We start from the raw sequence: 26,346 nt of genomic DNA, 5'->3' as shown, positions 1-26,346 counted from the left end.
TTTGCCGGGCGCACCAGGCGCCCGGTCCCTTTCACTTTAGTGATGAACCAGCATGCCGGTCAGCCAGTAGGCCTGCACCAGGGTGATCAGGCCGACGATAGTGGCGAAGAACAGGCTGTGCTTGACGGTGAAGCGGAACAGGTCGGATTCCTTGCCTACCAGGCCGGTGGCGGCGCAGGCCACGGCGATGGACTGTGGCGAGATCATCTTGCCGGTCACGCCGCCGCTGGTGTTGGCGGCCACCAGCAGGGTGTCGTTGACCCCGATCTGGTGCGCGGTGGTGGCCTGCAGCGAGCTGAACAGGGCATTGGACGAGGTGTCCGAGCCGGTCAGGAATACGCCCAGCCAGCCCAGGAACGGCGAGAAGAACGGGAACGCTGCGCCAGTGCCGGCCAGTACCAGGGCCATGGTCGACGACATGCCTGAATAGTTGGTGACAAAGGCGAAGGCCAGCACCATGCCGATGGACAGGATCGGCCAGCGCAGCTCCCACAAGGTTTCCTTGAAAGTGGTAAGACCAGTTTTCGGGTTGATCTTCAGCACGGCCATGGAGATCAGCGCTGACAGGAAGATCGCCGTCCCGGTGGCCGAGATCGGGTCGAGCTTGAACACCGCCGGCATGGGCGTGGCGGCTGCGACGATGGGCGCGGTCTTGATCACCAACTGGTCAAGGTGCGGGATGGCGAAGTTGAACACGAAGTTGTACATCGCGCCCCCCGGTGCGAATGCCGCCTTGAACGGCTTCAGGGTCCAGATCGTGACCAGCACGGTAAGGATCAGGAACGGCGACCAGGCCTTGAAGATTTCGCCCAGGCTGTAAGGGCTTGGCTGGCTGCCGGCGGACTGCACCACGGCAGCGCCAACGCTGCCGTCTGCCTGGACCATCGCGCGTTTGGGCTGCCATACCTTCAGGAACAGGGTCAGGGCGATCAGGCTGGCCAGGGCCGAGGTGATGTCCGGCAGTTCGGGGCCAATGAAGTTGGAGGTGAAGTACTGGGTAACGGCGAAGCTCAGGCCGGCCACCAGGGCGGCAGGCCAGGTTTCCTTCACGCCGCGCAGGCCATCCATCATGAACACCAGCCAGAACGGTACGAACAGCGACAGCAGGGGCAGTTGGCGGCCGGTCATGGCGCCGATATGGAAGGCGTCGATACCGGTGACCTGCCCGGCCACGATGATCGGGATACCCAGGGCGCCGAACGCTACGGGTGCGGTGTTGGCGATCAGGCACAGGCCGGCGGCGTACAGCGGGTTGAAACCCAGGCCCACCAGCAGGGCGGCCGTGATGGCCACCGGTGCGCCGAAGCCCGCCGCGCCCTCGAGAAAGGCCCCGAAGCAGAAGCCGATCAGCAGCACCTGCAGGCGCTGGTCGTCGGTGATCGACAGCACCGAGCTGCGGATCACTTCGAACTGGCCGCTCTTGACCGTGAGTTTGTACAGGAACACCGCGGCAACGATGATCCAGGCAATCGGCCAGAGGCCGTAGAGGAAGCCATAGCCCGCAGCAGCCAGGGCCATGTCGACGGGCATGTGGAAGGCGAAGATCGCCACCAGAATCGACAGTGCAAGCGTGATGCTGCCGGCTACGTGGCCCTTGAGGCGGAACACGGCCAGGGCAAGGAAGAAGAATACGATCGGGATGACCGCCGCCAGTGCGGACAAGCCAAGACTGCCCAGCGGGCTGTAGATTTGTTGCCAGGTTTGCATATGGGGTGGCCCCTAATTGTTGTTGGTTTTGCACTGGCCTTGGTTAATTGGTAATACCAATTTACAACGGCTGGTCGCTAGGTTAAAAGCGTGCTCAGGGGTGTGTCAATTTGTCCGATGCAAAACTTTGGTCGAGTGCCGATGAGCGGGCTGTTGATCCGGCGCAGAAAACCGCTGTTGGTGGGTGTTTGCCAGGTGTGGATCGGCGAGAATAGGGGCCCCGGATTTCTGCCGGGGTTTGTGGAGAGCATGTGATGGTTTTTGATCAGGTCCGCCAGCGGCGCCTGTCCGACGACATCGTCGATCGGTTGGAAGGGATGATTCTGGAAGGCACGCTGACCTCGGGGCAGCGGTTGCCAGCCGAGCGCGCCCTGGCCGAGCAGTTCGGTGTATCGCGCCCGTCACTGCGCGAAGCGATCCAGAAGCTGGTAGCCAAAGGGCTGCTGATCAGCCGGCAGGGCGGTGGTAACTACGTGGCGGAAACCTTGGGGTCCACTTTCAGCGACCCGCTGCTGCAGTTGCTTGAACACAGCCCTGAAGCCCAGCGCGACCTGCTGGAATTCCGGCATACGCTGGAAGCGTCATGCGCCTACTATGCGGCCCAGCGCGCCACCGAGCCTGACCGTGAGCGGCTGAAGGCGGCGTTCGATGTGCTGCAGGATTGCTACACCCGGGTGGGTGAAGTCACCCGCGCCGAGGAGGGCGCAGCCGATGCGCGCTTTCACCTGGCCATTGCCGAGGCCAGCCATAACGCGGTGCTGCTGCACACCATCCGTGGCCTATTCGATTTGCTCAAGCGCAATGTGGTCACCAATATCGGCGGCATGTACCAGCAGCGCAGCGAAACCCGCGACATGCTGATCAGTCAGCACCGCGAGTTGTACCGGGCGATTGTCGAAGGCAGGGCGGACGATGCGCGGGAGGTGTCCAGCCGGCACATTCTGTATGTGCAGGAAGTGCTGGAAGAGGCGCATCAGGAAGCCCAGCGGGTGGCCAGGGCCGAGCGGCGCAGCGGGCGCTAGGCCACGCTGCGGCTCGGGCATTCGCGGCTACCCGCGGAATGGGCGGGTAGGGGCTAGTCTTCCTTGCCCTTGTTCCGCACGGCGCGTTGCAGCTCGCGGTTGGAATCACGTTCGCGCACCGTATCGCGCTTGTCGTATTCCTTCTTGCCCTTGCCCAGTGCGATTTCGCACTTGATCAGGTGCTTGCTCCAGTACAGCGCCAGCGCCACGCAGGTGTAACCCTTTTGCGCCACGGCAGCTTCGACGCGCTCGAGTTCTCGCTTGTTGAGCAGTAGCTTGCGCGAGCGAATAGGGTCGGCAATGACGTGGGTGCTGGCGGTGGTCAGCGGGGTGATGTGGCTGCCGAACAGCCAGGCTTCACCGTCCTTGAGCAGCACGTAGCTGTCGGTCAGGTGTGCCTTGCCGGCCCGCAGGCTTTTTACTTCCCAGCCGGACAGGACCAGCCCGGCCTCGAACTTGTGTTCGATGAAGTAATCGTGTCGCGCTTTCTTGTTTTGCGCGATGGTCCCGGTCGGATGTTTTTTTTGCTTAGCCATAGGGGCCGCATTATAGGCAAGTCCGTGGGTGATCCGCCATGGGATTTCAGTGTGCTTGAGCCACTGGAATGAATACCGGACAATGCAAACACTGTCATAGGTACAGAACCTGTTTTCGGCATGCTGCTCAAGCACCGCCACCCAGCCTTGGAAGTGACGCCTGGATGACTACCCATATTCAACGCTCCGCCCTGCTGCCATACCCCGCCCAGGCGCTGTACGACCTGGTAAACGATGTGGCCAGCTACCCGGAATTCCTGCCTTGGTGTTCCGATTCGACGGTGCTCGAAGCCAGCGAAACCCACATGCGTGCCAAGCTCGAAGTGGCCAAGGGTGGTATCAGCCAGCACTTTGTCACGCGCAATGTGCTGGTGCCTGGGCAGTCCATCGAGATGAACCTGGAGGAGGGGCCGTTCACCCAGCTGCATGGTGTGTGGGTGTTCAAGGCCTTGGGCGAAAAAGCCTGCAAGATCAGCCTGGACCTGTCGTTCGACTACGCAGGGCCGATCGTGCGCGCTACGCTGGGCCCGTTGTTCAACCAGGCCGCCAACACCTTGGTGGACGCGTTTTGCCAGCGGGCCAAGCAGTTGTACAGCTGACGGTTCGTCAGGCATTAAAAAGCCCGGACAGTGTCCGGGCTTTTTTTTTGCGGCTGCGAGCCCTTAGCGGGTTTCGAGCGGGGCCGGGGTCGGCACTGGCGTGGTTTCGATGGTATCGATTTCGCGCTGGATGGACTCTTCGACCGAACCTGGCTTGGCCGGGGTTTCTGCAGGCTGAGTGGCCGGCTGCTGACCTTGTTCGCCAGGGCTGACAGTGGTGTTGCTGCTGCCCCCGAGAATTTCCTGGTCGCGGCTGACACCTGGCATGAAGTCGCCGGACAGGTTGACCAATTGGTCGTTCTCGTTGAAGAACACGCTCATGCGTTCCTGCTGGCGTTGACCGCCACCGGGCTGCAGGCTGTAGAGGTAATCCCACCGGTTGGTGTGGAAGGTATCCTGGATCAGGGGGTTGCCCATGATAAACCGCACTTGCCGTCGGGTCATTCCCGGACGCAATTGGTCTATCATGTCCTGCGTGACGACATTGCCCTGCTGGATGTCGATTTTGTAAACCCCGGGAAACGAGCAACCGGCGAGTGCGAGCAGTCCCACGAAGGTGAGGCTGGTTAGCAAGAGCTTGGTGTTTTGCATCGGTGGGCGACTTCCACTATCTTGGCTGGACAACGTAAACCCCGATCATACCCGTATTAAGAGAAGCTGCGAAGCAGCATCGGCGAGAAAGCTGACCATGGTTGAAAATAGCGAATTGCGCAAAGCCGGTCTCAAGGTGACCCTGCCTCGAGTCAAGATCCTCCAGATGCTCGACTCTGCCGAGCAGCGCCACATGAGTGCCGAGGACGTATACAAGGCCCTGATGGAAGCGGGCGAAGACGTGGGCCTTGCCACTGTCTACCGTGTTCTGACCCAGTTCGAAGCAGCAGGTCTGGTGGTTCGCCACAACTTCGACGGCGGTCATGCGGTGTTTGAGCTGGCAGATGGCGGTCACCACGACCATATGGTCAACGTGGAGACCAGCGAGGTCATCGAGTTCATGGATGCCGAAATCGAGAAGCGCCAGCGTGAAATCGTGGCCGAGCATGGTTACGAGTTGGTGGACCACAATCTGGTCCTGTATGTGCGTAAGAAAAAGTAACGATTCTTAGCGTGCAGACAACGAAGGCGACCTTAGGGTCGCCTTTGTGCTTTCTGGCTGCGCTCATGATGGGGAGCGGTGGATCAGGCCTTACCGATCACCACCATCTTGCGTGCATGGGCCAGGGACTCTTTGGTCAGGTCGATGCCGCCCAGCATGCGCGCCACTTCCTCGACCCGTTCGCGCTTGCCGAGGCTGGCCACGGCGGTATGGGTGGTGTCGCTGTGGCGCACCTTGTGCACGAACAGGTGATGATGGCCTTGCGCAGCAACCTGGGGCAGGTGCGTGACGGTGAGGACCTGGCCGCGCTCGCCCAGCCGGCGCAGCAACTGGCCGACGATTTCAGCGGTAGGCCCGCCGATGCCGACGTCAACTTCGTCGAACACCAACGTGGGGATACGCGAGGTCTGGGCGGTGATCACCTGTATCGCGAGGCTGATTCGGGACAGTTCACCACCAGAGGCAACCTTGGCCAGGCCCTTGAGCGGTTGCCCGGGGTTAGCGCTGACCAGCAGTTCAATCTGCTCCAGCCCGTGTGGCGACAGCTCGCTGCCCTCATTGGGCGTGAGCTGGATGCAGAAACGCCCACCCGGCATGCCCAGGCGCTGAATTTCCTGCTCGACCGCCACCGCCAACTGCTTGGCGGCATGCTGCCGTAGCCCGCTCAGCTCACGCGCCTTCTCTTTATAGTGCTGGGCAAACGCGGCGAGCTCATCACCCAGGCGCTCGACCGACTCATCGCTGGCATTCAGGCCCTCGAGCTCTTCCATCAACTGCTGTTGCAGGTGCGGCAATTCGGTGGGGTGAACCCGGTGCTTGCGCGCGAGGGTGTAGATGGTGTCCAGGCGCTCTTCCAGCGCCTGCAGGCGCATGGGGTCGGCGTCGAAGTTGTCGAGGAAGCGGTTGAGCTCGCCTACGGCTTCTTCTACCTGTATCTGCGCGCTGGCGATCAGGTTGGCAGCCTCTGTCAACGCCTTGGGGGCATTGCTGGCAGCGCCCAGCCGGTTGAGGCTGGAGGTAAGGGCGCCGAGTACGTTGCCCGAGTCGCTCTCACTGCACTGCTCGATGACCTGGCGGCAGATGCCGAACAGGGCTTCGGCGCTGGTCAGGTTCTTGTGCTCCTGCTCCAGGTGCTCCAGCTCGTTTTCGCCCAGGCCCAGGTTGTCCAGCTCTTCGAGCTGGTAACTGAGCAACTGGTGCCGGGCACGCTGCTCGTCGCCGGAGTTGGACAGCCGCTCCAGCTCCAGGCGCGTCTGGTTCCAGCGTTTGGCGGCCAGCTGAACCTGCCGGGCCAGGTCGACGGCGCCAGCATACTCGTCCAGCAGCCGGCGATGGGTGTCAGCCTTCAAAAGCGACTGGTGCTCGTGCTGGCTGTGGATGTCGATGAGCAGCTCGCCCAGCGCCTTGAGGTCGCCGAGCGGGCAGGGCGTGCCGTTGATGTAGCCACGGCTGCGGCCTTCGGCGGTGATGACCCGGCGCAGGATGCAGGGGCCGTCGGTGGCCAGGTCGCGGTCGGCCAGCCAGGTGTGGGCCTCGGGGATGTCCACCAAATCGAAGGTGGCGAGGATGTCTGCCTTGTCGGTGCCGGGGCGCACCACGCCACTGTCGGCGCGGTCGCCCAGGGCCAGGCCCAGGGCATCGAGCATGATCGACTTGCCCGCACCGGTTTCACCCGTGATCACGGACATGCCGCGGGCGATTTCCAGGTCAAGGTGTTCGACGATGGCGTAGTTGTGAATGGACAGGTGCACCAGCATGAGGGCAGCTCCCGAAAGTCATGTCTGGTTATTTATACAGTAGTTTTTTTGGGTCTGCCAATGCCCTTCGGCAGATTTTGCCCGCTAGGCAAAAACCGCGCCTGGCCCTTGAAGCTGTTTTTTCCGGCCCCATATAGGCGACATCACCGGCGAGCCTGGCTCGCAGTCCCCAAAATTGCGCAGGAGAGACCCCATGGCTGATGAGCAGCTGAACGAGAAAGACCTTAACGTCGAGGAAACCGGTGCAGGCAACGCTGCCGACGCCCGTGTTCTGGAGCTCGAGGAGCAGCTGGCTGCAGCCAAGGACCAGTCGCTGCGCACGGTTGCCGAACTGCAGAATATCCGCCGGCGCGCCGAGCAGGACGTAGAAAAAGCCCACAAGTTCGCCCTGGAAAAGTTCTCCAGCGACCTGTTGCCGGTCATCGACAGCCTGGAGCTGGCCCTGGCTCACTCCAGCGCCGAGGACGAGCACGTCAAGCAAATCCGTGAAGGCGTCGAGCTCACGCTGAAAATGTTCCAGGACACCCTCAAGCGCTACAACCTCGAAGTGGTCGACCCGCACGGCCAGCCATTCAACCCTGAGCATCATCAGGCAATGGCCATGCAGGAAAGCGGCGATGTCGAGCCCAACAGCGTGCTGAACGTGTTCCAGAAAGGTTACCTGCTGAACGGCCGCCTGCTGCGCCCCGCCATGGTGGTGGTCAGCAAGGCGCCGAGCGCGGCGCAACCGTCTATCGACGAAAAGGCTTGAAATCCGTCCGGGCATCCCCATCTAGGTGTCAAGCCTTCAAGTATTACCGCAGTTGGCCAAAGTAGTCGCTGCTACCAAATTCAAGTTTCGGGAGAATCAACATGGGTAAAATCATCGGTATCGACCTGGGGACCACCAACTCGTGCGTCTCCGTACTGGAAAACGGTAACGTCAAGGTCATCGAGAACGCCGAGGGTGCACGTACCACCCCATCGATCGTTGCCTACGCCAACGACGGCGAAATCCTGGTCGGTCAGTCGGCCAAGCGCCAGGCTGTGACCAACCCGCACAACACCCTGTTCGCAGTGAAGCGCCTGATCGGCCGCCGTTTCGAAGAAGACGTCGTGCAGAAAGACATCAAGCTGGTGCCTTACAAGATCGTCAAGGCCGGCAACGGTGACGCCTGGGTGCAGGCCAGCGGCAAGGACATGGCGCCGCCGCAGATCAGCGCCGAAGTGCTGAAAAAAATGAAGAAGACCGCCGAAGACTACCTCGGTGAGACCGTTACCGAAGCGGTCATCACCGTGCCGGCCTACTTCAACGACAGCCAGCGTCAGGCCACCAAAGACGCCGGCCGCATCGCCGGTCTGGATGTGAAGCGCATCATCAACGAACCGACTGCCGCTGCACTGGCCTACGGCATGGACAAGGCCAAGGGCGACCACACCGTGATCGTCTACGACCTGGGTGGTGGTACCTTCGACGTATCGGTCATCGAAATTGCCGAAGTCGACGGCGAGCACCAGTTCGAAGTGCTGGCCACCAACGGTGACACCTTCCTGGGTGGCGAAGACTTCGACATGCGCCTGATCGACTACCTCGTCGACGAGTTCAAGAAAGAGTCCGGCATGGACCTGAAGAACGATCCGCTGGCCCTGCAGCGCCTGAAAGAGGCAGCTGAAAAAGCCAAGATCGAGCTGTCTTCCGCCCAGTCGACCGACGTCAACCTGCCGTACATCACTGCAGATGCCACCGGTCCCAAGCACCTGAACGTGAAGATCTCCCGCGCCAAGCTGGAGTCGCTGGTCGAAGACCTGGTCAGCCGTACCATCGAGCCGTGCCGCATCGCCCTGAAAGACGCCGGCATCGACGCCAGCAAGATCGACGACGTGATCCTGGTCGGTGGCCAGACCCGTATGCCGATGGTGCAAAAAGCCGTTGCCGACTTCTTCGGCAAGGAAGCGCGCAAGGACGTCAACCCGGACGAAGCCGTGGCCATGGGTGCTGCCATCCAGGGTGCGGTACTGGCCGGTGACGTGAAGGACGTGCTGCTGCTGGACGTCAGCCCGCTGACCCTGGGTATCGAAACCATGGGCGGTGTGATGACCTCGCTGATCGAGAAGAACACCACCATCCCGACCAAGAAGTCTCAGGTGTTCTCCACCGCCGACGACAACCAGGGCGCTGTGACCATTCACGTACTGCAGGGCGAGCGCAAGCAAGCCACGCAGAACAAGTCGCTGGGCAAGTTCGACCTGGCTGACATTCCGCCAGCGCCACGTGGTGTGCCGCAAATCGAAGTGACCTTCGACATCGACGCCAACGGCATCCTGCATGTCAGCGCGAAGGACAAGGCCACCGGCAAGTCGCAGTCCATCGTCATCAAGGCCAACTCGGGCCTGTCGGACGAAGAAATCGAGCGCATGGTGCGTGACGCCGAGGCCAACGCCGAGGAAGACCGCAAGTTCGAAGAGCTGGCCGCTGCCCGTAACCAGGGTGACGCGCTGGTGCACTCGACCCGCAAGATGGTCGCCGATGCCGGTGACAAGGTTACCGCCGACGAGAAAACGGCCATCGAAGCGGCTGTCGTTGCCCTGGAAGCCGCCGTCAAAGGCGACGACAAGGCCGCGATCGACGCCAAGGTCGAAGAGCTGTCCAAGGTCTCTGCCCCGGTTGCCCAGAAGATGTACGCCGAGCAGTCGGCTGAACAGCCTCAGGGTGGCGCGCAGCAGGCCGAGCCGGAAGCCAAGCACGATGACGTGGTGGATGCCGAGTTCGAAGAAGTGAAAGACAACAACAAGCAGTAAACCCTGCATGTTGTCGGCCAGCCCACCGCCGCTTGGTGGTGAGCTGGTAGGATGTCGCCGCGCGGGGGCTTGCTCCCGCGTTGGCGTATCTGGAATTCGAGAATTTTTACAGCATCTGTCAGCCTTGGGGCCGTGCAGGTGCTGACGGCGCGGCGCAGATGCCGAACGCCCAACAAGGTGCAAATGACCTATGTCCAAGCGTGATTATTATGAGGTGCTGGGTGTCGAGCGCGGCGCCACCGATGGCGACCTCAAGAAGGCTTACCGCCGTCTGGCGATGAAGTACCACCCGGACCGCAACCCCGGTGACAAGGAATCGGAAGACAAATTCAAGGAAGCCAACGAGGCCTACGAAGTACTGTCCGATGCCAGCAAGCGTGCGGCGTTCGACCAGTATGGCCACGCCGGTGTCGACCCAAGCATGGGTGGCGGCGGTGCAGGGTTCGGCGGCGCCAACTTCTCCGATATCTTCGGTGACGTGTTCAGCGACTTCTTCGGCGGTGGCCGCGGCGGCGGCCGCGGTGGTGCCCAGCGCGGCAGCGACCTGCGCTATACCCTCGAGCTGAACCTTGAAGAAGCCGTGCGTGGCACCACGGTGAGCATCCGCGTACCCACCCTGGTCAACTGCCAGCCGTGCGATGGCACGGGTGCCAAGAAGGGCTCTACGCCGACCACCTGCCCGACCTGTGGCGGTATTGGCCAGGTGCGCATGCAGCAGGGCTTCTTCTCGGTGCAGCAGACATGCCCGCGCTGCCATGGCCAGGGCAAGATCATCACCGACCCGTGCAACGCCTGCCATGGCGAAGGCCGGGTCGAAGAATACAAGACGCTGTCGGTCAAGGTGCCGGCGGGTGTCGATACCGGTGACCGCATTCGCCTGTCGGGTGAAGGCGAGGCCGGTAGCCACGGCGGGCCAACCGGTGACCTGTACGTAGTCATCAACGTGCGCGAGCACGAAATCTTCCAGCGCGACGGCAAGCACCTGTACTGCGAAGTGCCTATCAGCTTCACCGATGCCTCCCTGGGTGGTGAGCTGGAAGTGCCAACGCTCGATGGCCGGGTCAAGTTGCGCATTCCCGAAGGCACCCAGACCGGCAAGCAGTTCCGCCTGCGCGGCAAGGGCGTGGCGCCCGTGCGCGGGGGGGGGGCTGGTGACCTGCTGTGCCGTGTGGCGGTGGAAACGCCGGTCAACCTCAGCCGCCGTCAGCGCGAACTGCTCGAAGAATTGCGTGACTCGCTGGAAGGTGACAGCTCCCATTCGCCCAAGGCCAGCGGTTGGTTCGATGGCGTGAAGCGCTTCTTCGGCGATCTCTGACAAGGAAAAGGCTATGCGACGTATTGCAGTGATGGGCGCGGCAGGGCGTATGGGCAAGATCCTGGTCGAAGCGGTGCAGCAAACCGCAGGTGCCGGGCTGACGGCAGCCATCGACCGCCCTGACAGCTCCCTGGTCGGGGCCGATGCAGGCGAGCTGGCGGCCCTGGGCCGCATTGGCGTGCTGCTGTCTGACGACCTGGCAAAGGTTGCCGATGACTTCGATGTGCTGATCGACTTCACTCACCCTTCGGTAACCCTGAAAAACCTCGCGTTCTGCCGCAAGCACGGTAAGGCGATGGTGATTGGTACCACCGGCTTCACCGTGGAAGAAAAACACCTGCTGGCCGAGGCGGGCAAGGACATCCCTATCGTCTTCGCGGCCAACTTCAGCGTCGGCGTAAACCTCAGCCTCAAGCTGCTGGACATCGCCGCGCGCGTGCTGGGTGATGACGTGGACATCGAGATCATCGAGGCGCACCACCGGCACAAGGTGGATGCGCCGTCGGGCACTGCGCTGCGCATGGGCGAAGTGGTTGCCAGTGCGCTGGGCCGTGATCTGCAGGAAGTGGCGGTGTACGGCCGTGAGGGTCAGACGGGCGCGCGCGACCGCAAGACCATCGGTTTTGCCACCGTGCGTGCCGGTGATGTGGTGGGTGACCACACCGTGCTGTTCGCTGCCGAGGGTGAGCGCCTTGAAATCACCCACAAGGCTTCAAGCCGCATGACCTTTGCCAAGGGGGCCGTGCGTGCGGCCCTGTGGCTCGATGGGCGTGAAGCCGGGCTGTATGACATGCAGGATGTGCTCGAGCTGCATTGAGTTGCAGGCGGTGTCGGGTTCACCTTGTGGTGAGCCCGCTCCCCCATTGCGGCTACTGGCCTGTCGCATTCTTGTGTTTTAGAGGCACATCTGCGGTAGACCGAAAACGCACTTTTCTGTAAGCTACAGCTTTAGTGTGTCCACTAAAAGCGCGCAGCGAATTGAATTCAGCACATGAAAGCGGGGTGACGTGTCCATACGTCACTCCGCTTTTTTGCAACCTGCGATCGCCCCTTCATGCTTGATTTACGGGAGGTCTTCTTGACAAAGCCAGCCATACTCGCCCTTGCCGACGGCAGTATTTTTCGCGGTGAGGCAATCGGTGCCGACGGTCAGACCGTTGGTGAAGTGGTTTTCAACACCGCTATGACCGGCTACCAGGAAATCCTTACAGACCCTTCCTATGCGCAGCAAATCGTCACCCTGACCTACCCGCACATCGGCAACACCGGTACCACCCCGGAAGACGCCGAGTCGAACCGTGTATGGTCCGCCGGCCTGGTCATCCGTGACTTGCCGCTGCTGGCCAGCAACTGGCGCAACACCCAGTCGCTGCCGGAGTACCTCAAGGCCAACAATGTGGTAGCCATCGCCGGCATCGACACCCGTCGCCTTACCCGTATCCTGCGTGAGAAGGGCGCTCAGAACGGCTGCATCCTGGCCGGTGACGACATCAGCGAAGAAGCCGCCATCGCCGCCGCGCGTGGTTTCCCAGGCCTCAAGGGCATGGACCTGGCGAAGGTCGTTTCTACCAAGGAACGCTACGAGTGGCGCTCCAGCGTGTGGGAACTGAAAACCGACAGCCACCCCACCCTTGACGCTGCCGACCTGCCGTACCACGTGGTGGCCTTCGACTACGGCGTCAAGCTGAACATCCTGCGCATGCTGGTTGCCCGTGGCTGCCGCGTCACCGTGGTGCCGGCCCAGACCCCGGCCAGCGAAGTGCTGGCGCTCAACCCCGATGGCGTGTTCTTGTCCAACGGCCCTGGCGACCCCGAGCCTTGCGACTACGCCATCCAGGCCATCAAGGAAATCCTTGAAACCGACATCCCGGTCTTCGGCATCTGCCTGGGCCACCAGCTGCTGGCCCTGGCCTCCGGCGCCAAGACCGTGAAGATGGGCCACGGCCACCACGGTGCCAACCACCCGGTCCAGGACCTGGACACCGGCGTGGTCATGATCACCAGCCAGAACCATGGCTTTGCCGTTGACGAAGCGACCTTGCCCGGCAATGTGCGCGCCATCCACAAGTCGCTGTTCGACGGTACCCTGCAGGGTATCGAACGCACCGACAAGAGCGCGTTCAGCTTCCAGGGCCACCCTGAGGCAAGCCCGGGCCCGACCGATGTCGCGCCCCTGTTCGATCGTTTCACCGATGCCATGGCCAAGCGCCGCTGAGCATCCTGCTTCAAGGCCCCGGGCGCGCTCTGCTGCGCCCGGCAGCGCCTGACCCAGATTGTTCAAAGCGGCTTGCCGACTGACCCCGGATTTGAGTGACCACCATGCCAAAACGTACAGACATCAAAAGCATCCTGATTCTCGGCGCTGGCCCGATCGTGATCGGCCAGGCCTGCGAATTCGACTACTCCGGCGCCCAGGCGTGTAAAGCCCTGCGCGAAGAGGGTTTCCGCGTCATCCTGGTGAACTCCAACCCCGCCACCATCATGACCGACCCGGCCATGGCCGACGCCACCTACATCGAACCGATCAAGTGGCAGTCGGTGGCCAAGATCATCGAGAAGGAACGCCCGGACGCGGTATTGCCGACCATGGGTGGCCAGACCGCACTGAACTGCGCCCTGGACCTGGAGCGCCACGGCGTGCTGGAAAAGTTCGGCGTGGAGATGATCGGTGCCAACGCTGACACCATCGACAAGGCCGAAGACCGCTCGCGCTTCGACAAGGCCATGAAAGACATCGGCCTGGAGTGCCCGCGCTCGGGCATCGCCCACAGCATGGAAGAGGCCAATGCGGTACTGGAGAAGCTGGGCTTCCCTTGCATCATTCGCCCTTCGTTCACCATGGGCGGCACCGGCGGCGGCATTGCCTACAACCGTGAAGAATTCGAAGAAATCTGCACCCGTGGTCTGGACCTGTCGCCAACCAAGGAACTGCTGATCGACGAATCGCTGATCGGCTGGAAGGAATACGAGATGGAGGTGGTCCGCGACAAGAAGGACAACTGCATCATCGTCTGCTCGATCGAGAACTTCGACCCGATGGGCGTGCACACCGGTGACTCGATTACCGTAGCCCCGGCGCAGACCCTCACCGACAAGGAATACCAGATCATGCGCAACGCCTCGCTGGCGGTGCTGCGTGAAATCGGTGTGGAAACCGGCGGTTCCAACGTGCAGTTCGGTATCTGCCCGAACACCGGCCGCATGGTCGTCATCGAGATGAACCCGCGGGTTTCCCGTTCGTCGGCGCTGGCCTCCAAGGCTACCGGCTTCCCGATCGCCAAGATCGCTGCCAAGCTGGCCATCGGCTACACCCTTGATGAGCTGCAGAACGACATCACCGGCGGCCGCACCCCGGCGTCCTTCGAGCCGTCGATCGACTACGTGGTCACCAAGCTGCCACGCTTCGCCTTCGAGAAATTCCCGAAAGCCGACGCCCGCCTGACCACCCAGATGAAGTCCGTGGGTGAAGTCATGGCCATCGGCCGTACCTTCCAGGAGTCCCTGCAGAAAGCCCTGCGCGGCCTGGAAGTCGGTGCCTGCGGTCTGGACCCGAAAGTTGACCTGGCCAGCCCGGAAGCTGCCGGTATCCTCAAGCGCGAACTGACCGTGCCGGGCGCCGAGCGTATCTGGTACGTGGCTGACGCTATGCGTTCGGGCATGACCTGCGAAGAAATCTTTGCCCTGACCGGCATCGACATGTGGTTCCTGGTGCAGATGGAAGATCTGATCAAGGAAGAAGAGAAGGTCAAGACCCTGGCCCTGTCGTCGATCGACAAGAGCCTGATGCTGCGCCTCAAGCGCAAGGGCTTCTCGGACCAGCGCCTGGCCAAGCTGCTGGGCATCACCGACAAGAACCTGCGCCGTCACCGCCACAAGCTGGAAGTGTTCCCGGTGTACAAGCGCGTCGACACCTGCGCCGCCGAGTTCGCCACCGACACCGCCTACCTGTACTCCACCTATGAGGAAGAGTGCGAGGCCAACCCGTCGACCCGCGACAAGATCATGATTCTGGGTGGCGGCCCTAACCGTATCGGCCAGGGCATCGAGTTCGACTACTGCTGCGTGCATGCGGCACTGGCGCTGCGCGAAGACGGGTACGAGACCATCATGGTCAACTGCAACCCGGAAACCGTCTCCACCGACTACGACACCTCGGACCGCCTGTACTTCGAGCCGCTCACCCTGGAAGACGTGCTGGAAGTATGCCGCGTCGAGAAACCGAAAGGCGTGATCGTCCACTACGGTGGCCAGACCCCGCTGAAACTGGCCCGCGCCCTGGAAGAGGCTGGCGTACCGATCATCGGTACCAGCCCGGACGCCATCGACCGCGCCGAAGACCGTGAGCGCTTCCAGCAGATGGTTCAGCGCCTGAACCTGCTGCAGCCGCCAAACGCGACCGTGCGCAGCGAAGAAGAGGCGATCAGCGCAGCTGGCAGCATCGGTTACCCGCTGGTGGTGCGCCCGTCCTACGTACTGGGTGGTCGCGCCATGGAGATCGTCTACGAACTGGACGAGCTCAAGCGCTACCTGCGTGAAGCGGTGCAGGTGTCGAACGACAGCCCGGTACTGCTGGACCACTTCCTCAACTGCGCCATCGAGATGGACGTGGACGCCGTGTGCGACGGCACCGACGTGGTCATCGGCGCCATCATGCAGCACATCGAACAGGCCGGCGTTCACTCCGGTGACTCGGCGTGCTCGCTGCCACCTTACTCGCTGAGCAAGGAAGTGCAGGACGAAGTTCGCGTACAGGTTGCCAAGATGGCCCTTGAGCTGGGTGTCGTCGGCCTGATGAACGTGCAACTGGCCCTGCAGGGCGACAAGATCTACGTGATCGAAGTCAACCCGCGCGCCTCGCGTACCGTGCCGTTCGTGTCCAAGTGCATCGGCACTTCCCTGGCCATGATCGCGGCCCGCGTCATGGCCGGCAAAACCTTGAAGGAGCTGGGCTTCACTCAGGAAATCATCCCGAACTTCTACAGCGTCAAGGAAGCCGTCTTCCCGTTCGCCAAGTTCCCGGGGGTTGACCCGATCCTCGGCCCTGAGATGAAATCGACCGGTGAGGTCATGGGTGTTGGTGATACCTTCGGTGAAGCGTTCGCCAAAGCCCAGATGGGTGCCAGCGAAGTGCTGCCGACCGGTGGTACCGCGTTCATCAGCGTGCGTGACGACGACAAGCCACAGGTGGCTGGCGTTGCCCGCGACCTGATCGCCCTGGGCTTCGAAGTGGTTGCAACGGCGGGTACCGCCAAGGTTATCGAAGCGGCTGGCCTTAAAGTGCGCCGCGTGAACAAGGTAACCGAAGGCCGCCCGCATGTGGTCGACATGATCAAGAACGACGAGGTGTCGCTGATCATCAACACCACCGAAGGCCGGCAGTCGATCGCCGATTCCTACTCGATTCGTCGCAATGCGCTGCAGCACAAAATCTACTGCACCACGACCATTGCGGCCGGTGAAGCCATCTGTGAAGCGCTGAAATTCGGTCCGGAAAAGACCGTTCGTCGCTTGCAGGATCTGCATGCAGGAATGAAAGCATGAGCATTATCAAGTACCCGATGACCGTCCAGGGCGCACGCGCCCTGGAAGAGGAACACCTGTTTCTGAGCAAGACCGAGCGCCCGCGCCTGAGCCAGGCCATTGGCGAAGCGCGCGAGCTGGGCGACCTGAAGGAGAACGCCGAATACCATGCCGCGCGCGAAGAGCAGGGCATGGTTGAAGCGCGTATCCGCGATATCGAAGGCCGCCTGCAGAACGCGGTCATCATCGACGTGAAGACCATCCCGCACACCGGCAAAGTCATCTTCGGCACTACCGTCGAGCTGGCCAACACCGAGACCGACGAGCGAGTGAAGTACCAGATCGTCGGTGAAGATGAAGCTGACGTGAAACAGGGCAAGCTCTCGAGCGGCGCCCCGATCGCCAAGGCCATCATCGGCAAGGAAGAAGGCGACGTCGTCGTCATCAAGACGCCAAGCGGCACGGTCGAGTACGAGATTGTCGAAGTCCAGCACATCTGACCGGCGCCTGCGGGCGCCATCCCTGGAGGGGATCCTCTGGCAGCTGGCCCAGGTTTTCTGGGTTGGCGGCCTATGGGTGTTCCATGTAGGGCTGGTGCCTGCGCTGAAAGTCAGTGGCCTGGCGCCGCTTCTGGTGCAGGATATCGCCGGCCAGATCGACCGTTGGTTGATCGGGGTGGCATTGCTAGGCTTGTTGACCCAGCTGGCGGTGCTGGCGAGGGTGGACGGCCTGCCGGCATGGTGGCGGCAGTTCCGGGGCCAGATGCTGTTGCTCGGCCTGGGGGCGTGCGTGGGGTATTACACCCTGCGCTACGGCATCTCGGTGGGCGAGCGCTGGCAGATGTTCTGTTTTCTGGTATTGGGTTTTTCCGGCATCGTGCTGGTGGCCCAGCCCGTTCCGGTCAGGCCGCGCCGCTAGGCGCAGCCCACTGCCAGGCTTTTGTGGGAGCCGGCTTGCCGGCGATGCGCGAGGCGCCAACGGGTAGGTAAGACGGTTGCTCCCACAAGCGACCTTGCCGTTACTTGTAACGGTGAATGTTGGACAGCTGCTTGTTCGGCTGTGGGTTCTTGCGGTAGATCAGGGCTTTCTTGCCGATGGTCTGCACCAGTTCGGCACGGCCGGCCTTGCACAGCGCGGCGATGGTTTCGGCGCGTTCTTCGCGGTCTTCCGAACGAATCTCGACCTTGATCAGCTCATGGTCGACCAGCGCGCGCTCAAGTTCGGCGACCACGCCTTCATTCAAGCCGTTGCCAGCAACGATCAGGACCGGCTTCAGGTCATGACCAATGGACTTGTATTGCTTCTTCTGCTCGTTATTGAGCGGCATAATCTGACCCTTTCCGTCTGATTCTGTAAAATTGACAGGCATTTTACCCGAGGGCCCCCGGCTCCGCCCAGTCAATCACGACGCATATCATCGAGGTGCCCCGTGGTACAACGTTCCAAAAGCAGCGCCAACTGGCTGCGCGAACACTTCAACGACCCTTTCGTCAAGCAGGCGCAAAAGGATGGCTACCGTTCGCGGGCCAGTTACAAACTGCTCGAGATCCAGGAAAAGGACCGGCTGATCCGCCCTGGCATGAGCGTAATCGACCTGGGGGCCGCCCCGGGTGGCTGGTCGCAGGTGACCAGTCGTCTGATTGGTGGCCAGGGCCGGCTGATCGCCTCTGACATCCTTGAAATGGACTCCATCCCCGATGTCACCTTCATTCACGGCGATTTCACCGACGATGAAGTCCTGCAGCGCATTCTCGAGGCCGTCGGCGATTCGCACGTGGACCTTGTGATTTCCGATATGGCCCCCAATATGAGTGGTACGCCCGAAGTGGACATGCCACGTGCCATGTTCCTCTGCGAGCTGGCCCTGGACCTGGCGACCCGCGTGCTCAAGCCCGGTGGGGACTTCCTGATCAAGATCTTCCAGGGTGAGGGCTTCGACGTTTACCTCAAGGACGTGCGCAGCAAGTTCGACAAGGTACAGATGCGCAAGCCGTCGTCGTCGCGGGACCGCTCGCGCGAGCAGTACTTGCTGGGCAAGGGTTTCAAAGGAGCATGACAAGGTTTGAAGCGGGGTGGCCGATAGTTAATTCCAATCGGCCACTGCGTCAGGATCGTCCGAACTTCGTGTAGTCTGGATTTCACAAAGGGTTACAGACGGTGCCTGCGGTTGCGTAGGTAATGTAGTAAGTTAGGGCGATGAATATCATGCGAGGCACGGCTGCGTCGTGCGCCGGCCTCAGAGGGTAGCGAATTGAACGACATGGCAAAGAATCTGATCCTCTGGTTGATCATCGCAGCTGTCCTTGTGACGGTGATGAACAACTTCTCAAGCCCTAACGAGCCGCAGACCCTCAACTATTCCGACTTCATCCAGCAGGTCAAGGATGGCAAGGTCGAGCGAGTGACCGTCGACGGCTACATCATCACCGGCAAGCGCTCCGACGGCGACAGCTTCAAGACCGTGCGCCCGGCCATTACCGACAATGGCCTGATCGGCGACCTGGTAGACAACCACGTCACTGTGGAAGGCAAACAGCCTGAGCAGCAGAGCATCTGGACGCAATTGCTGGTTGCCAGCTTCCCGATCCTGGTCATCATTGCGGTGTTCATGTTCTTCATGCGCCAGATGCAAGGCGGTGCGGGCGGCAAGGGCGGCCCCATGAGCTTCGGCAAGAGCAAGGCACGCCTGCTGTCCGAAGACCAGGTCAAGACCACCCTGGCTGACGTCGCGGGTTGCGACGAGGCCAAGGAAGAGGTCGGCGAGCTGGTCGAGTTCCTGCGTGACCCTGGCAAGTTCCAGCGCCTTGGCGGCCGCATTCCTCGCGGCGTGCTGATGGTCGGCCCACCCGGTACCGGTAAAACCCTGTTGGCCAAGGCCATTGCCGGCGAGGCCAAGGTACCGTTCTTCACCATTTCCGGTTCGGACTTCGTGGAGATGTTCGTGGGTGTCGGCGCCAGCCGTGTGCGCGACATGTTCGAGCAGGCCAAAAAGCACGCCCCGTGCATCATCTTCATCGACGAGATCGACGCTGTTGGCCGCCACCGTGGCGCCGGTATGGGCGGCGGTCACGACGAGCGTGAGCAAACCCTCAACCAGTTGCTGGTCGAGATGGACGGCTTTGAAATGAACGATGGCATCATCGTCATTGCTGCCACCAACCGCCCCGATGTGTTGGACCCGGCACTGCTGCGCCCTGGCCGCTTCGACCGCCAGGTGGTGGTTGGCCTTCCGGATATCCGTGGCCGTGAACAAATTCTCAAAGTGCATATGCGCAAGGCGCCGATTGGCGACAACGTCAACCCGGCCGTGATTGCCCGCGGTACACCCGGGTTCTCCGGTGCAGACCTTGCCAACCTGGTCAACGAAGCTGCGCTGTTCGCCGCGCGCGCCAACAAGCGCCTGGTGGACATGAAAGAGTTTGAGCTGGCCAAAGACAAGATCATGATGGGCGCCGAGCGCAAGAGCATGGTCATGTCCGAGAAAGAAAAGCAGAACACGGCCTACCACGAAGCGGGTCATGCCATCGTCGGTCGCCTGGTGCCTGAGCACGATCCGGTTTACAAGGTGTCCATCATCCCCCGTGGCCGCGCCTTGGGTGTGACCATGTTCCTGCCGGAAGAAGACCGCTATAGCCTCTCCAAGCGCGCGCTCATCAGCCAGATCTGCTCCCTGTACGGTGGCCGTATCGCTGAAGAGATGACCCTGGGCTTCGACGGTGTCACCACCGGTGCGTCCAACGACATCATGCGCGCCAGCCAGATCGCCCGGAACATGGTTACCAAGTGGGGCCTGTCCGAGAAGCTGGGCCCGCTGATGTATGCAGAGGAAGAGGGCGAGGTGTTCCTGGGCCGCAGTGCAGGTAGCCAGCAGGCCAGCGTCTCCGGCGAAACGGCCAAGTTGATCGACTCCGAAGTGCGCAGCATCATCGATCATTGCTACGCCACCGCCAAGCAGATCCTGACCGAAAACCGCGACAAGCTTGATGCGATGACCGAAGCGCTGATGAAGTACGAGACCATCGACGCCGAGCAGATCGATGACATCATGGCCGGCCGTACTGCGCGCGAGCCGCGTGACTGGGATGATGACTCCACTTCAGGCACCCCGGCAGCGCCTCAGGGTGACCGCCCCGAGTCGCCAATCGGTGGTCCGGCGGCGCAAAACTAAGGGCAGCTATGAGCTCAGTGCAGTACCCGACCCGGTTGCCTTGCGGCAACTGGGTTCTTGATTTGTCGCGTACCCATGTGATGGGTATCCTCAACATCACCCCAGACTCCTTTTCCGATGGCGGCCGGTTCAGCCAGCGTGACGAAGCCCTGCGCCATGCTGAAGCCATGGTCGCGGCCGGCGCCACGCTGATCGACATCGGCGGTGAGTCGACCCGGCCCGGTGCACGTCCGGTATCGGTTACCGAGGAGCTTGAGCGGGTGGCGCCCATGGTCGAGGCCATCAACAGCCGGCTGGACGTGGTGGTGTCAGTGGATACTTCCACCCCGGCAGTGATGCGCGAAGCCGCGCGCCTTGGTGCCGGGCTGATCAATGACGTGCGTGCCCTGGAGCGCGATGGCGCACTGGATGCTGCTGCCGATACCGGCTTGCCTGTTTGCCTGATGCACATGCGCGGCGAGCCCGGTAACATGCAGGACGACCCCCATTACCACAATGTGATCGAGGACGTCGCGCGCTACCTTGAACAGCGCATGGCAGCCTGCGCGGCCGCTGGCATCGATGCCAGCAGAATCATCCTTGACCCGGGCTTTGGCTTCGCCAAGACGCTGGCGCACAACCTCAGCCTGTTCAAACATATGGAAGCGCTCTATCGCCTGGGCCGCCCACTGCTGGTGGGTGTGTCGAGAAAGAGCATGATCGGCCTGACGCTGGAGCGTCCGGTCGGCGAGCGCTTGTACGGCAGCCTGGCGCTGGCGGCGTTGGCCATGACCAAGGGTGCAAGCATCCTCCGGGTCCATGATGTGGCCGAAACCGTCGATGTGGTGCGCATGATCGCTGCGGTGCAAGGCGCCGAATAAGAATTCTGGAGTTTCTATGAGCAGAAAATACTTTGGTACCGACGGCATTCGTGGCCGCGTCGGGGAATACCCGATCACCCCTGACTTCATGTTGAAGCTTGGCTGGGCTGCTGGCATGGCCTTCCGCAAGCAGGGCAATTGCCGTGTGCTGGTCGGCAAGGACACGCGCATTTCCGGTTACATGTTCGAGTCCGCGCTCGAGGCGGGGCTGTCTGCCGCCGGCGCCGATGTGATGCTGCTGGGCCCCATGCCAACGCCTGCCATCGCCTACCTCACGCGCACGTTCCACGCCGAGGCCGGTATCGTCATCAGTGCTTCGCACAACCCGCATGACGACAACGGCATCAAGTTCTTCTCGGGCCAGGGCACCAAGCTGCCCGATGAGGTCGAGCTGATGATCGAGGAACTGCTCGACCAGCCCATGACCGTGGTCGAGTCGAGCAAGCTGGGCAAGGTATCGCGCATCAACGATGCCGCCGGGCGCTACATCGAGTTCTGCAAGAGCAGCGTGCCCAGCAGCACCAGCTTTGCCGGCCTCAAGCTGGTGGTGGATTGCGCCCACGGGGCCACCTACAAGGTGGCGCCCAGCGTGTTCCGCGAACTGGGTGCCGATGTGACCGTGCTGCATGCCCAGCCCGATGGCCTGAACATCAACGAAGGCTGTGGTTCGACCCACATCGAGTCGCTGCAGGCTGCGGTGCTGGTGGGGCATGCCGACCTGGGTATCGCGTTCGACGGCGACGGCGATCGCGTGCTGATGGTTGACCACACCGGTGCCATTGTCGATGGCGACGAGCTGCTGTTCATCATTGCCCGTGACCTGCAGGACCGCGGCAAGCTGCAGGGCGGGGTGGTAGGCACGCTGATGAGCAACCTGGGCCTGGAGCTGGCGCTCAAAGACCTGGATATTCCGTTCGTGCGGGCCAAGGTCGGCGACCGCTATGTCATGGCCGAACTGCTTGAGCGCGAGTGGCTGGTGGGGGGCGAGAATTCCGGCCACGTGGTGTGCTGCAACTACACCACCACGGGCGATGCGATCATTGCTGCGCTGCAGGTGCTGATGGCGCTCAAGCGCCGCGGCGAAACCCTGGCCCAGGCGCGTCAGGCGCTGCGCAAATGCCCTCAGGTGTTGATCAACGTGCGCTTCGGTGCAGGCAAGGTCGACCCGCTGGAGCACCCGGCGGTGAAAGAGGCCGCTGCGCAGGTCACCGAGGCCCTGGCGGGGCGCGGGCGGGTGCTGTTGCGCAAGTCCGGTACCGAGCCGCTGGTGCGGGTGATGGTCGAGGGCGAGGACGAGACGCAGGTGCGTCAGCATGCCGAGGCGCTGGCGAAATTGGTCAGCGAAGTTTGTGCCTGAAGGCGCTTGCCAGCGCGGATCTGGTTGGGTAAGATCTGCGCCCACTTTGACCGACGAGGTAAAGCATGCGTCGCCCTATGGTAGCTGGTAACTGGAAGATGCACGGTACCCGCGCCAGCGTCGCTGAGCTGACCGAGGGCTTGAGCAATCTCGCCCTGCCGAGCGAAGTGGAAGTCGCGGTATTTCCGCCATCCTTGTTCATCCACCAAGTGGTTGATGGCCTGGCGGGTACACACATTACCGTCGGCGCACAGAATTCTGCAGTACTGCCCGAACAGGGTGCGCTGACCGGGGAAGTTGCTCCGGAACAGCTGGTTGAAGCAGGTTGCAAGTTGGTGTTGGTGGGTCATTCAGAGCGTCGCCAAGTAATGGGCGAAGGTGATGAAGTACTCAACCGCAAGTTTGCAGCGGCCCAGGCCAAAGGTTTGAAGCCCGTGCTGTGCATAGGGGAAACCCTGGAAGAGCGCGAAGCTGGCAAAACGCTCGAAGTTGTCGGGCGTCAACTAAGCAGTATCATCGAAGCTTTCGGTGTTGCCGCTTTTGCCAATGCAGTAATTGCCTATGAGCCTGTATGGGCCATTGGTACTGGCCTTACGGCCACGCCTCAGCAGGCTCAGGATGTGCACGCCGCCATCCGCGGTCAGCTGGCGGCGGAAGATGCTGAAGTAGCTGCGAAGGTGCAGTTGCTCTACGGCGGCAGCGTGAAGGCGGCCAATGCGGCCGAACTGTTCGGCATGCCGGATATCGATGGGGGCCTCATTGGTGGCGCTTCCCTGAACGCAGACGAATTCGGTGCAATTTGTCGCGCCGCAGGAAACTGAAAAAATGCTGGAAACAGTCATCGTCGTTTTTCATCTGTTGGCAGCGCTGTCGCTCGTAGTGCTGGTACTGTTGCAACAGGGCAAGGGGGCGGAAGCAGGTGCATCGTTTGGTGCCGGCGCTTCCAATACCGTCTTCGGAAGTCAGGGCTCGGCCACCTTCCTAAGTAAATTAACTGCTATACTCGCTGCCACTTTCTTTTTGACAGCACTTGGGTTAGGATACTTCGCGAAGCAACAAGCTCACCAGCTTAGCCAAGCAGGTCTTCCAGATCCGGCAGTGCTAGAAGTGAAAGAGCAGCCAAAACCGGCAGTCAATGATGATGTACCGGTGCTCCAACAACAGAAGAGCGAAGCCACTCCGAATTCGGGTGATGTACCTCCTCCGGCAGAAGAGCAGAAGTAACGGGTTTCAAGTAGTATTGCCGAGGTGGTGGAATTGGTAGACACGCAACCTTGAGGTGGTTGTGCCCATAGGGTGTAGGGGTTCGAGTCCCCTTCTCGGTACCAATTAAAGCTTGAGAGCCCGCTTTAGCGGGCTTTCTTGTAGGCGACGGTTTGGAATTGACCCTCAAGCGGGTTAGGTCTTATACTTTCGCCCCAGCTTTGTCGCGGGGTGGAGCAGCTTGGTAGCTCGTCGGGCTCATAACCCGAAGGTCGTTGGTTCAAATCCAGCCCCCGCAACCAGCTTCAGCGGAGCCCCTTTTCAGGGGCTTTTTGCTAACCGAACAGTTCAGGCGTCGTTGTCCAACGGCGCTTTCAGGGATGGGCGCTTCGCCCATTTTTTATTTGCACAGCATGCACGAGGGGGTTCAGGTGTCGAGCAAGCTAGAACAGTTGCAGGCCTTGTTGGCCCCGGTTGTCGAGGGTCTGGGCTATCAATGCTGGGGGATCGAGTACGTTTCCCAAGGCAAGCATTCGGTACTGCGCATCTACATCGACAAGGAAGACGGCATTTTGGTGGATGACTGCGAAGCGGTCAGCCGTCAGGCCAGTGCCATCCTCGATGTGGAAGATCCAATCAGCAGTGAGTACACCCTCGAGGTGTCTTCTCCCGGCATGGATCGCCCACTGTTCACTCTGGAACAGTTTGCCTCGCATGCCGGCGAACAAGTGAAGATCAAGCTGCGCTCACCCTTCGAGGGTCGTCGTAACTTCCAGGGCCTTCTCCGTGGTGTGGAGGAGCAGGATGTGGTGGTCCAGGTGGACAACCAGGAGTTCCTTTTGCCGATCGATTCGATCGACAAGGCCAATATTATTCCCAGTTTTGACTGAGACGTGCCGGGCCCGACGGATTATCCGGGCCTAATGGCTTGCGCAAGGCGAGGCGTACGATGAGCAAAGAAGTACTGCTGGTTGTTGAATCGGTATCCAACGAAAAAGGTGTACCCCCCGGCGTCATTTTCGAAGCGCTGGAGGTGGCCCTGGCTACCGCAACCAAAAAACGTTTTGAAGACGAAGTGGATCTGCGTGTGGAAATCAACCGCCACACCGGTAGCTACGAGACGTTCCGCCGCTGGACCGTGGTCGACGAAGCCGACCTGGACGACCCGGCCATCGAAACCTGGCTCGACAAGATCAAGGACACTCACCCGGCTGCCAAGGTCGGTGACGTGATCGAGGAAAAGATCGAGTCCATCGAATTCGGCCGTATCGCCGCCCAGACCGCCAAGCAGGTCATCGTGCAGAAGGTCCGTGAGGCCGAGCGCGCCCAGGTGGTGGATGCCTATCGCGAGCGCGTTGGCGAAATCATCTCCGGCACCGTGAAGAAGGTGACGCGCGATAACGTCATCGTCGACCTTGGCAACAACGCCGAGGCGCTGCTGGCCCGCGAAGACATCATTGCCCGCGAAACCTTCCGTGTCGGTGTGCGCCTGCGTGCACTGCTGAAGGAAATTCGCACCGAAAACCGTGGCCCTCAGCTGATCCTGTCGCGTACTGCGCCACAGATGCTGATCGAGCTTTTCCGCATTGAAGTGCCGGAAATCGCTGAAGGCCTCATTGAAGTCATGGCTGCTTCCCGTGATCCGGGTTCGCGAGCCAAGATCGCCGTCCGCTCCAAGGACAAGCGTATCGACCCGCAAGGCGCCTGTATCGGCATGCGTGGGTCGCGCGTCCAGGCTGTATCCGGGGAGCTGGGTGGTGAGCGTGTGGATATCGTCCTGTGGGATGATAACCCGGCGCAGTTCGTCATCAACGCCATGTCGCCGGCTGAAGTCGCGGCGATCATCGTTGATGAAGATGCCCATGCCATGGACATCGCCGTTGCCGAAGACAACCTGGCCCAAGCCATTGGTCGTGGTGGTCAAAACGTTCGCCTGGCCAGTCAGTTGACCGGCTGGACCCTGAACGTGATGACCGAGAAGGACATCCAGGCCAAGCAGCAGGCCGAAACCGGTGACATCCTGCGCAATTTCATTGACGAGCTGGAAGTCGACGAGGAGCTGGCCCAAGTGCTGGTCGACGAAGGCTTCACCAGCCTCGAAGAAATTGCCTACGTACCGTTGGAAGAAATGCTCAACATCGATGGCTTTGACGAAGATATCGTCAATGAGCTCCGCGCTCGGGCCAAGGACCGTTTGTTGACCAAGGCCATCGCTACCGAAGAAAAACTGGCAGACGCACATCCAGCTGAAGACCTGCTCTCCCTTGAGGGCATGGACAAGGACCTGGCAGCGGAACTGGCGGTGCGCGGCGTGGTTAACCGCGAAGACCTGGCCGAGCAGTCGATCGACGATCTGCTCGACATCGACGGCATCGACGAAGAGCGTGCCGGCAAGTTGATCATGGCCGCCCGAGCCCACTGGTTCGAGTAA

24 protein-coding genes and 2 tRNA genes are annotated in these 26,346 nt (G+C 61.4%); 21 read left to right on the top strand and 5 right to left on the bottom strand.

Annotated features, from left to right (window positions below):
* Nucleotides 1-36: 36 nt before the first annotated feature.
* Nucleotides 37-1,707 (bottom strand): lactate permease LctP family transporter, encoded by a 1,671-nt coding sequence (locus tag IAE33_RS11710; RefSeq protein WP_060481630.1) that lies wholly within the window; start codon nucleotides 1,705-1,707, stop codon nucleotides 37-39.
* A 254-nt stretch (nucleotides 1,708-1,961) separates the two neighbouring features.
* Between IAE33_RS11710 and IAE33_RS11705 the strand changes: the two genes are divergently transcribed.
* Nucleotides 1,962-2,729 carry an FCD domain-containing protein gene (locus tag IAE33_RS11705; protein ID WP_028632643.1) on the top strand — a complete coding sequence of 256 codons (768 nt, stop codon included), beginning with the start codon at nucleotides 1,962-1,964 and terminating at the stop codon, nucleotides 2,727-2,729.
* A 53-nt stretch (nucleotides 2,730-2,782) separates the two neighbouring features.
* Here IAE33_RS11705 and smpB read toward each other — a convergent pair whose 3' ends face one another.
* Nucleotides 2,783-3,265 carry an SsrA-binding protein SmpB gene (gene smpB, locus IAE33_RS11700; RefSeq protein ID WP_028632642.1) on the bottom strand — a complete coding sequence of 161 codons (483 nt, stop codon included), beginning with the start codon at nucleotides 3,263-3,265 and terminating at the stop codon, nucleotides 2,783-2,785.
* Between the two features lie 164 nt (nucleotides 3,266-3,429).
* Between smpB and IAE33_RS11695 the strand changes: the two genes are divergently transcribed.
* Complete coding sequence (locus tag IAE33_RS11695) at nucleotides 3,430-3,864, top strand: type II toxin-antitoxin system RatA family toxin (protein ID WP_060481629.1); 435 nt, start codon at nucleotides 3,430-3,432, stop codon at nucleotides 3,862-3,864.
* 63 nt (nucleotides 3,865-3,927) lie between these two features.
* Here IAE33_RS11695 and IAE33_RS11690 read toward each other — a convergent pair whose 3' ends face one another.
* Nucleotides 3,928-4,455 (bottom strand): outer membrane protein assembly factor BamE, encoded by a 528-nt coding sequence (locus IAE33_RS11690; RefSeq protein ID WP_028632640.1) that lies wholly within the window; start codon nucleotides 4,453-4,455, stop codon nucleotides 3,928-3,930.
* A 97-nt stretch (nucleotides 4,456-4,552) separates the two neighbouring features.
* Between IAE33_RS11690 and fur the strand changes: the two genes are divergently transcribed.
* Nucleotides 4,553-4,957, top strand: coding sequence for a ferric iron uptake transcriptional regulator (gene fur, locus IAE33_RS11685; RefSeq protein WP_028632639.1), 405 nt, complete (start codon nucleotides 4,553-4,555; stop codon nucleotides 4,955-4,957).
* Between the two features lie 83 nt (nucleotides 4,958-5,040).
* Here the strand turns inward: fur and recN are convergent, their stop codons facing one another.
* Nucleotides 5,041-6,714 carry a DNA repair protein RecN gene (gene recN, locus IAE33_RS11680; RefSeq protein WP_201163619.1) on the bottom strand — a complete coding sequence of 558 codons (1,674 nt, stop codon included), beginning with the start codon at nucleotides 6,712-6,714 and terminating at the stop codon, nucleotides 5,041-5,043.
* Between the two features lie 193 nt (nucleotides 6,715-6,907).
* Between recN and grpE the strand changes: the two genes are divergently transcribed.
* From grpE to IAE33_RS11640, 8 genes are all read left to right on the top strand, one after another.
* Entirely contained in the window at nucleotides 6,908-7,465 is a 558-nt protein-coding gene (grpE, locus tag IAE33_RS11675; RefSeq protein ID WP_201163618.1) for a nucleotide exchange factor GrpE, read from the top strand.
* 101 nt (nucleotides 7,466-7,566) lie between these two features.
* Nucleotides 7,567-9,492 (top strand): molecular chaperone DnaK, encoded by a 1,926-nt coding sequence (gene dnaK / locus IAE33_RS11670; RefSeq protein ID WP_201163617.1) that lies wholly within the window; start codon nucleotides 7,567-7,569, stop codon nucleotides 9,490-9,492.
* 190 nt (nucleotides 9,493-9,682) lie between these two features.
* A complete protein-coding gene (gene dnaJ, locus IAE33_RS11665) occupies nucleotides 9,683-10,807 on the top strand; it encodes a molecular chaperone DnaJ (RefSeq protein WP_201163616.1) in 1,125 nt (374 codons plus the stop codon).
* A 13-nt stretch (nucleotides 10,808-10,820) separates the two neighbouring features.
* On the top strand, nucleotides 10,821-11,624 hold the full coding sequence (gene dapB, locus IAE33_RS11660) for a 4-hydroxy-tetrahydrodipicolinate reductase (protein WP_201163615.1): 804 nt from the start codon (nucleotides 10,821-10,823) through the stop codon (nucleotides 11,622-11,624).
* Nucleotides 11,625-11,885: 261 nt separating this feature from the next.
* The gene (gene carA / locus IAE33_RS11655; protein ID WP_028632633.1) at nucleotides 11,886-13,022 is read left to right on the top strand and encodes a glutamine-hydrolyzing carbamoyl-phosphate synthase small subunit; all 1,137 of its coding nucleotides are present in this window, start codon (nucleotides 11,886-11,888) and stop codon (nucleotides 13,020-13,022) included.
* 104 nt (nucleotides 13,023-13,126) lie between these two features.
* Nucleotides 13,127-16,348: a carbamoyl-phosphate synthase large subunit gene (gene carB / locus IAE33_RS11650; RefSeq protein WP_201163614.1), complete on the top strand. Its 3,222-nt coding sequence runs from the start codon at nucleotides 13,127-13,129 to the stop codon at nucleotides 16,346-16,348.
* Nucleotides 16,345-16,827: a transcription elongation factor GreA gene (greA, locus tag IAE33_RS11645; RefSeq protein WP_174435883.1), complete on the top strand. Its 483-nt coding sequence runs from the start codon at nucleotides 16,345-16,347 to the stop codon at nucleotides 16,825-16,827. Before carB ends, greA begins: the two co-directional genes overlap by 4 nt.
* Nucleotides 16,805-17,245 (top strand): MFS transporter, encoded by a 441-nt coding sequence (locus tag IAE33_RS11640; RefSeq protein WP_201163613.1) that lies wholly within the window; start codon nucleotides 16,805-16,807, stop codon nucleotides 17,243-17,245. The genes greA and IAE33_RS11640 overlap by 23 nt, the downstream gene beginning before the upstream one ends.
* Before the next feature lie 100 nt (nucleotides 17,246-17,345).
* On the opposite strand, the gene yhbY is transcribed toward IAE33_RS11640, so the two are convergent.
* Nucleotides 17,346-17,654 (bottom strand): ribosome assembly RNA-binding protein YhbY, encoded by a 309-nt coding sequence (yhbY, locus tag IAE33_RS11635; protein WP_028632629.1) that lies wholly within the window; start codon nucleotides 17,652-17,654, stop codon nucleotides 17,346-17,348.
* Nucleotides 17,655-17,756: 102 nt separating this feature from the next.
* On the opposite strand from yhbY, the gene rlmE reads away from it, so the two are divergent.
* The 10 genes from rlmE (at nucleotide 17,757) to nusA (ending at nucleotide 26,346) form a co-directional block, all read left to right on the top strand.
* On the top strand, nucleotides 17,757-18,383 hold the full coding sequence (gene rlmE, locus IAE33_RS11630; protein WP_028632628.1) for a 23S rRNA (uridine(2552)-2'-O)-methyltransferase RlmE: 627 nt from the start codon (nucleotides 17,757-17,759) through the stop codon (nucleotides 18,381-18,383).
* Between the two features lie 204 nt (nucleotides 18,384-18,587).
* Nucleotides 18,588-20,495, top strand: coding sequence for an ATP-dependent zinc metalloprotease FtsH (gene ftsH / locus IAE33_RS11625; protein ID WP_201163612.1), 1,908 nt, complete (start codon nucleotides 18,588-18,590; stop codon nucleotides 20,493-20,495).
* An 8-nt stretch (nucleotides 20,496-20,503) separates the two neighbouring features.
* A complete protein-coding gene (gene folP, locus IAE33_RS11620) occupies nucleotides 20,504-21,355 on the top strand; it encodes a dihydropteroate synthase (RefSeq protein WP_201163611.1) in 852 nt (283 codons plus the stop codon).
* A gap of 16 nt (nucleotides 21,356-21,371) precedes the next feature.
* Entirely contained in the window at nucleotides 21,372-22,712 is a 1,341-nt protein-coding gene (gene glmM / locus IAE33_RS11615) for a phosphoglucosamine mutase (protein WP_201163610.1), read from the top strand.
* A gap of 65 nt (nucleotides 22,713-22,777) precedes the next feature.
* Nucleotides 22,778-23,533, top strand: coding sequence for a triose-phosphate isomerase (gene tpiA / locus IAE33_RS11610; protein ID WP_201163609.1), 756 nt, complete (start codon nucleotides 22,778-22,780; stop codon nucleotides 23,531-23,533).
* A 4-nt stretch (nucleotides 23,534-23,537) separates the two neighbouring features.
* Complete coding sequence (gene secG / locus IAE33_RS11605) at nucleotides 23,538-23,936, top strand: preprotein translocase subunit SecG (RefSeq protein WP_028632623.1); 399 nt, start codon at nucleotides 23,538-23,540, stop codon at nucleotides 23,934-23,936.
* Between the two features lie 18 nt (nucleotides 23,937-23,954).
* Nucleotides 23,955-24,040: transfer RNA gene (locus tag IAE33_RS11600), tRNA-Leu, on the top strand.
* 100 nt (nucleotides 24,041-24,140) lie between these two features.
* Nucleotides 24,141-24,217, top strand: a tRNA-Met gene (locus IAE33_RS11595).
* A 129-nt stretch (nucleotides 24,218-24,346) separates the two neighbouring features.
* Entirely contained in the window at nucleotides 24,347-24,805 is a 459-nt protein-coding gene (gene rimP / locus IAE33_RS11590; protein WP_033694237.1) for a ribosome maturation factor RimP, read from the top strand.
* 59 nt (nucleotides 24,806-24,864) lie between these two features.
* Nucleotides 24,865-26,346 (top strand): transcription termination factor NusA, encoded by a 1,482-nt coding sequence (gene nusA / locus IAE33_RS11585; RefSeq protein ID WP_060481626.1) that lies wholly within the window; start codon nucleotides 24,865-24,867, stop codon nucleotides 26,344-26,346.

The sequence above is a fragment of the Pseudomonas sp. S60 genome, assembly GCF_016647865.1.
Classification (GTDB): Bacteria; Pseudomonadota; Gammaproteobacteria; order Pseudomonadales; family Pseudomonadaceae; genus Aquipseudomonas; species Aquipseudomonas parafulva.
Note: the sequence above shows the minus strand (reverse complement) of the source record. Positions and strands in the feature narration are given on the sequence as shown.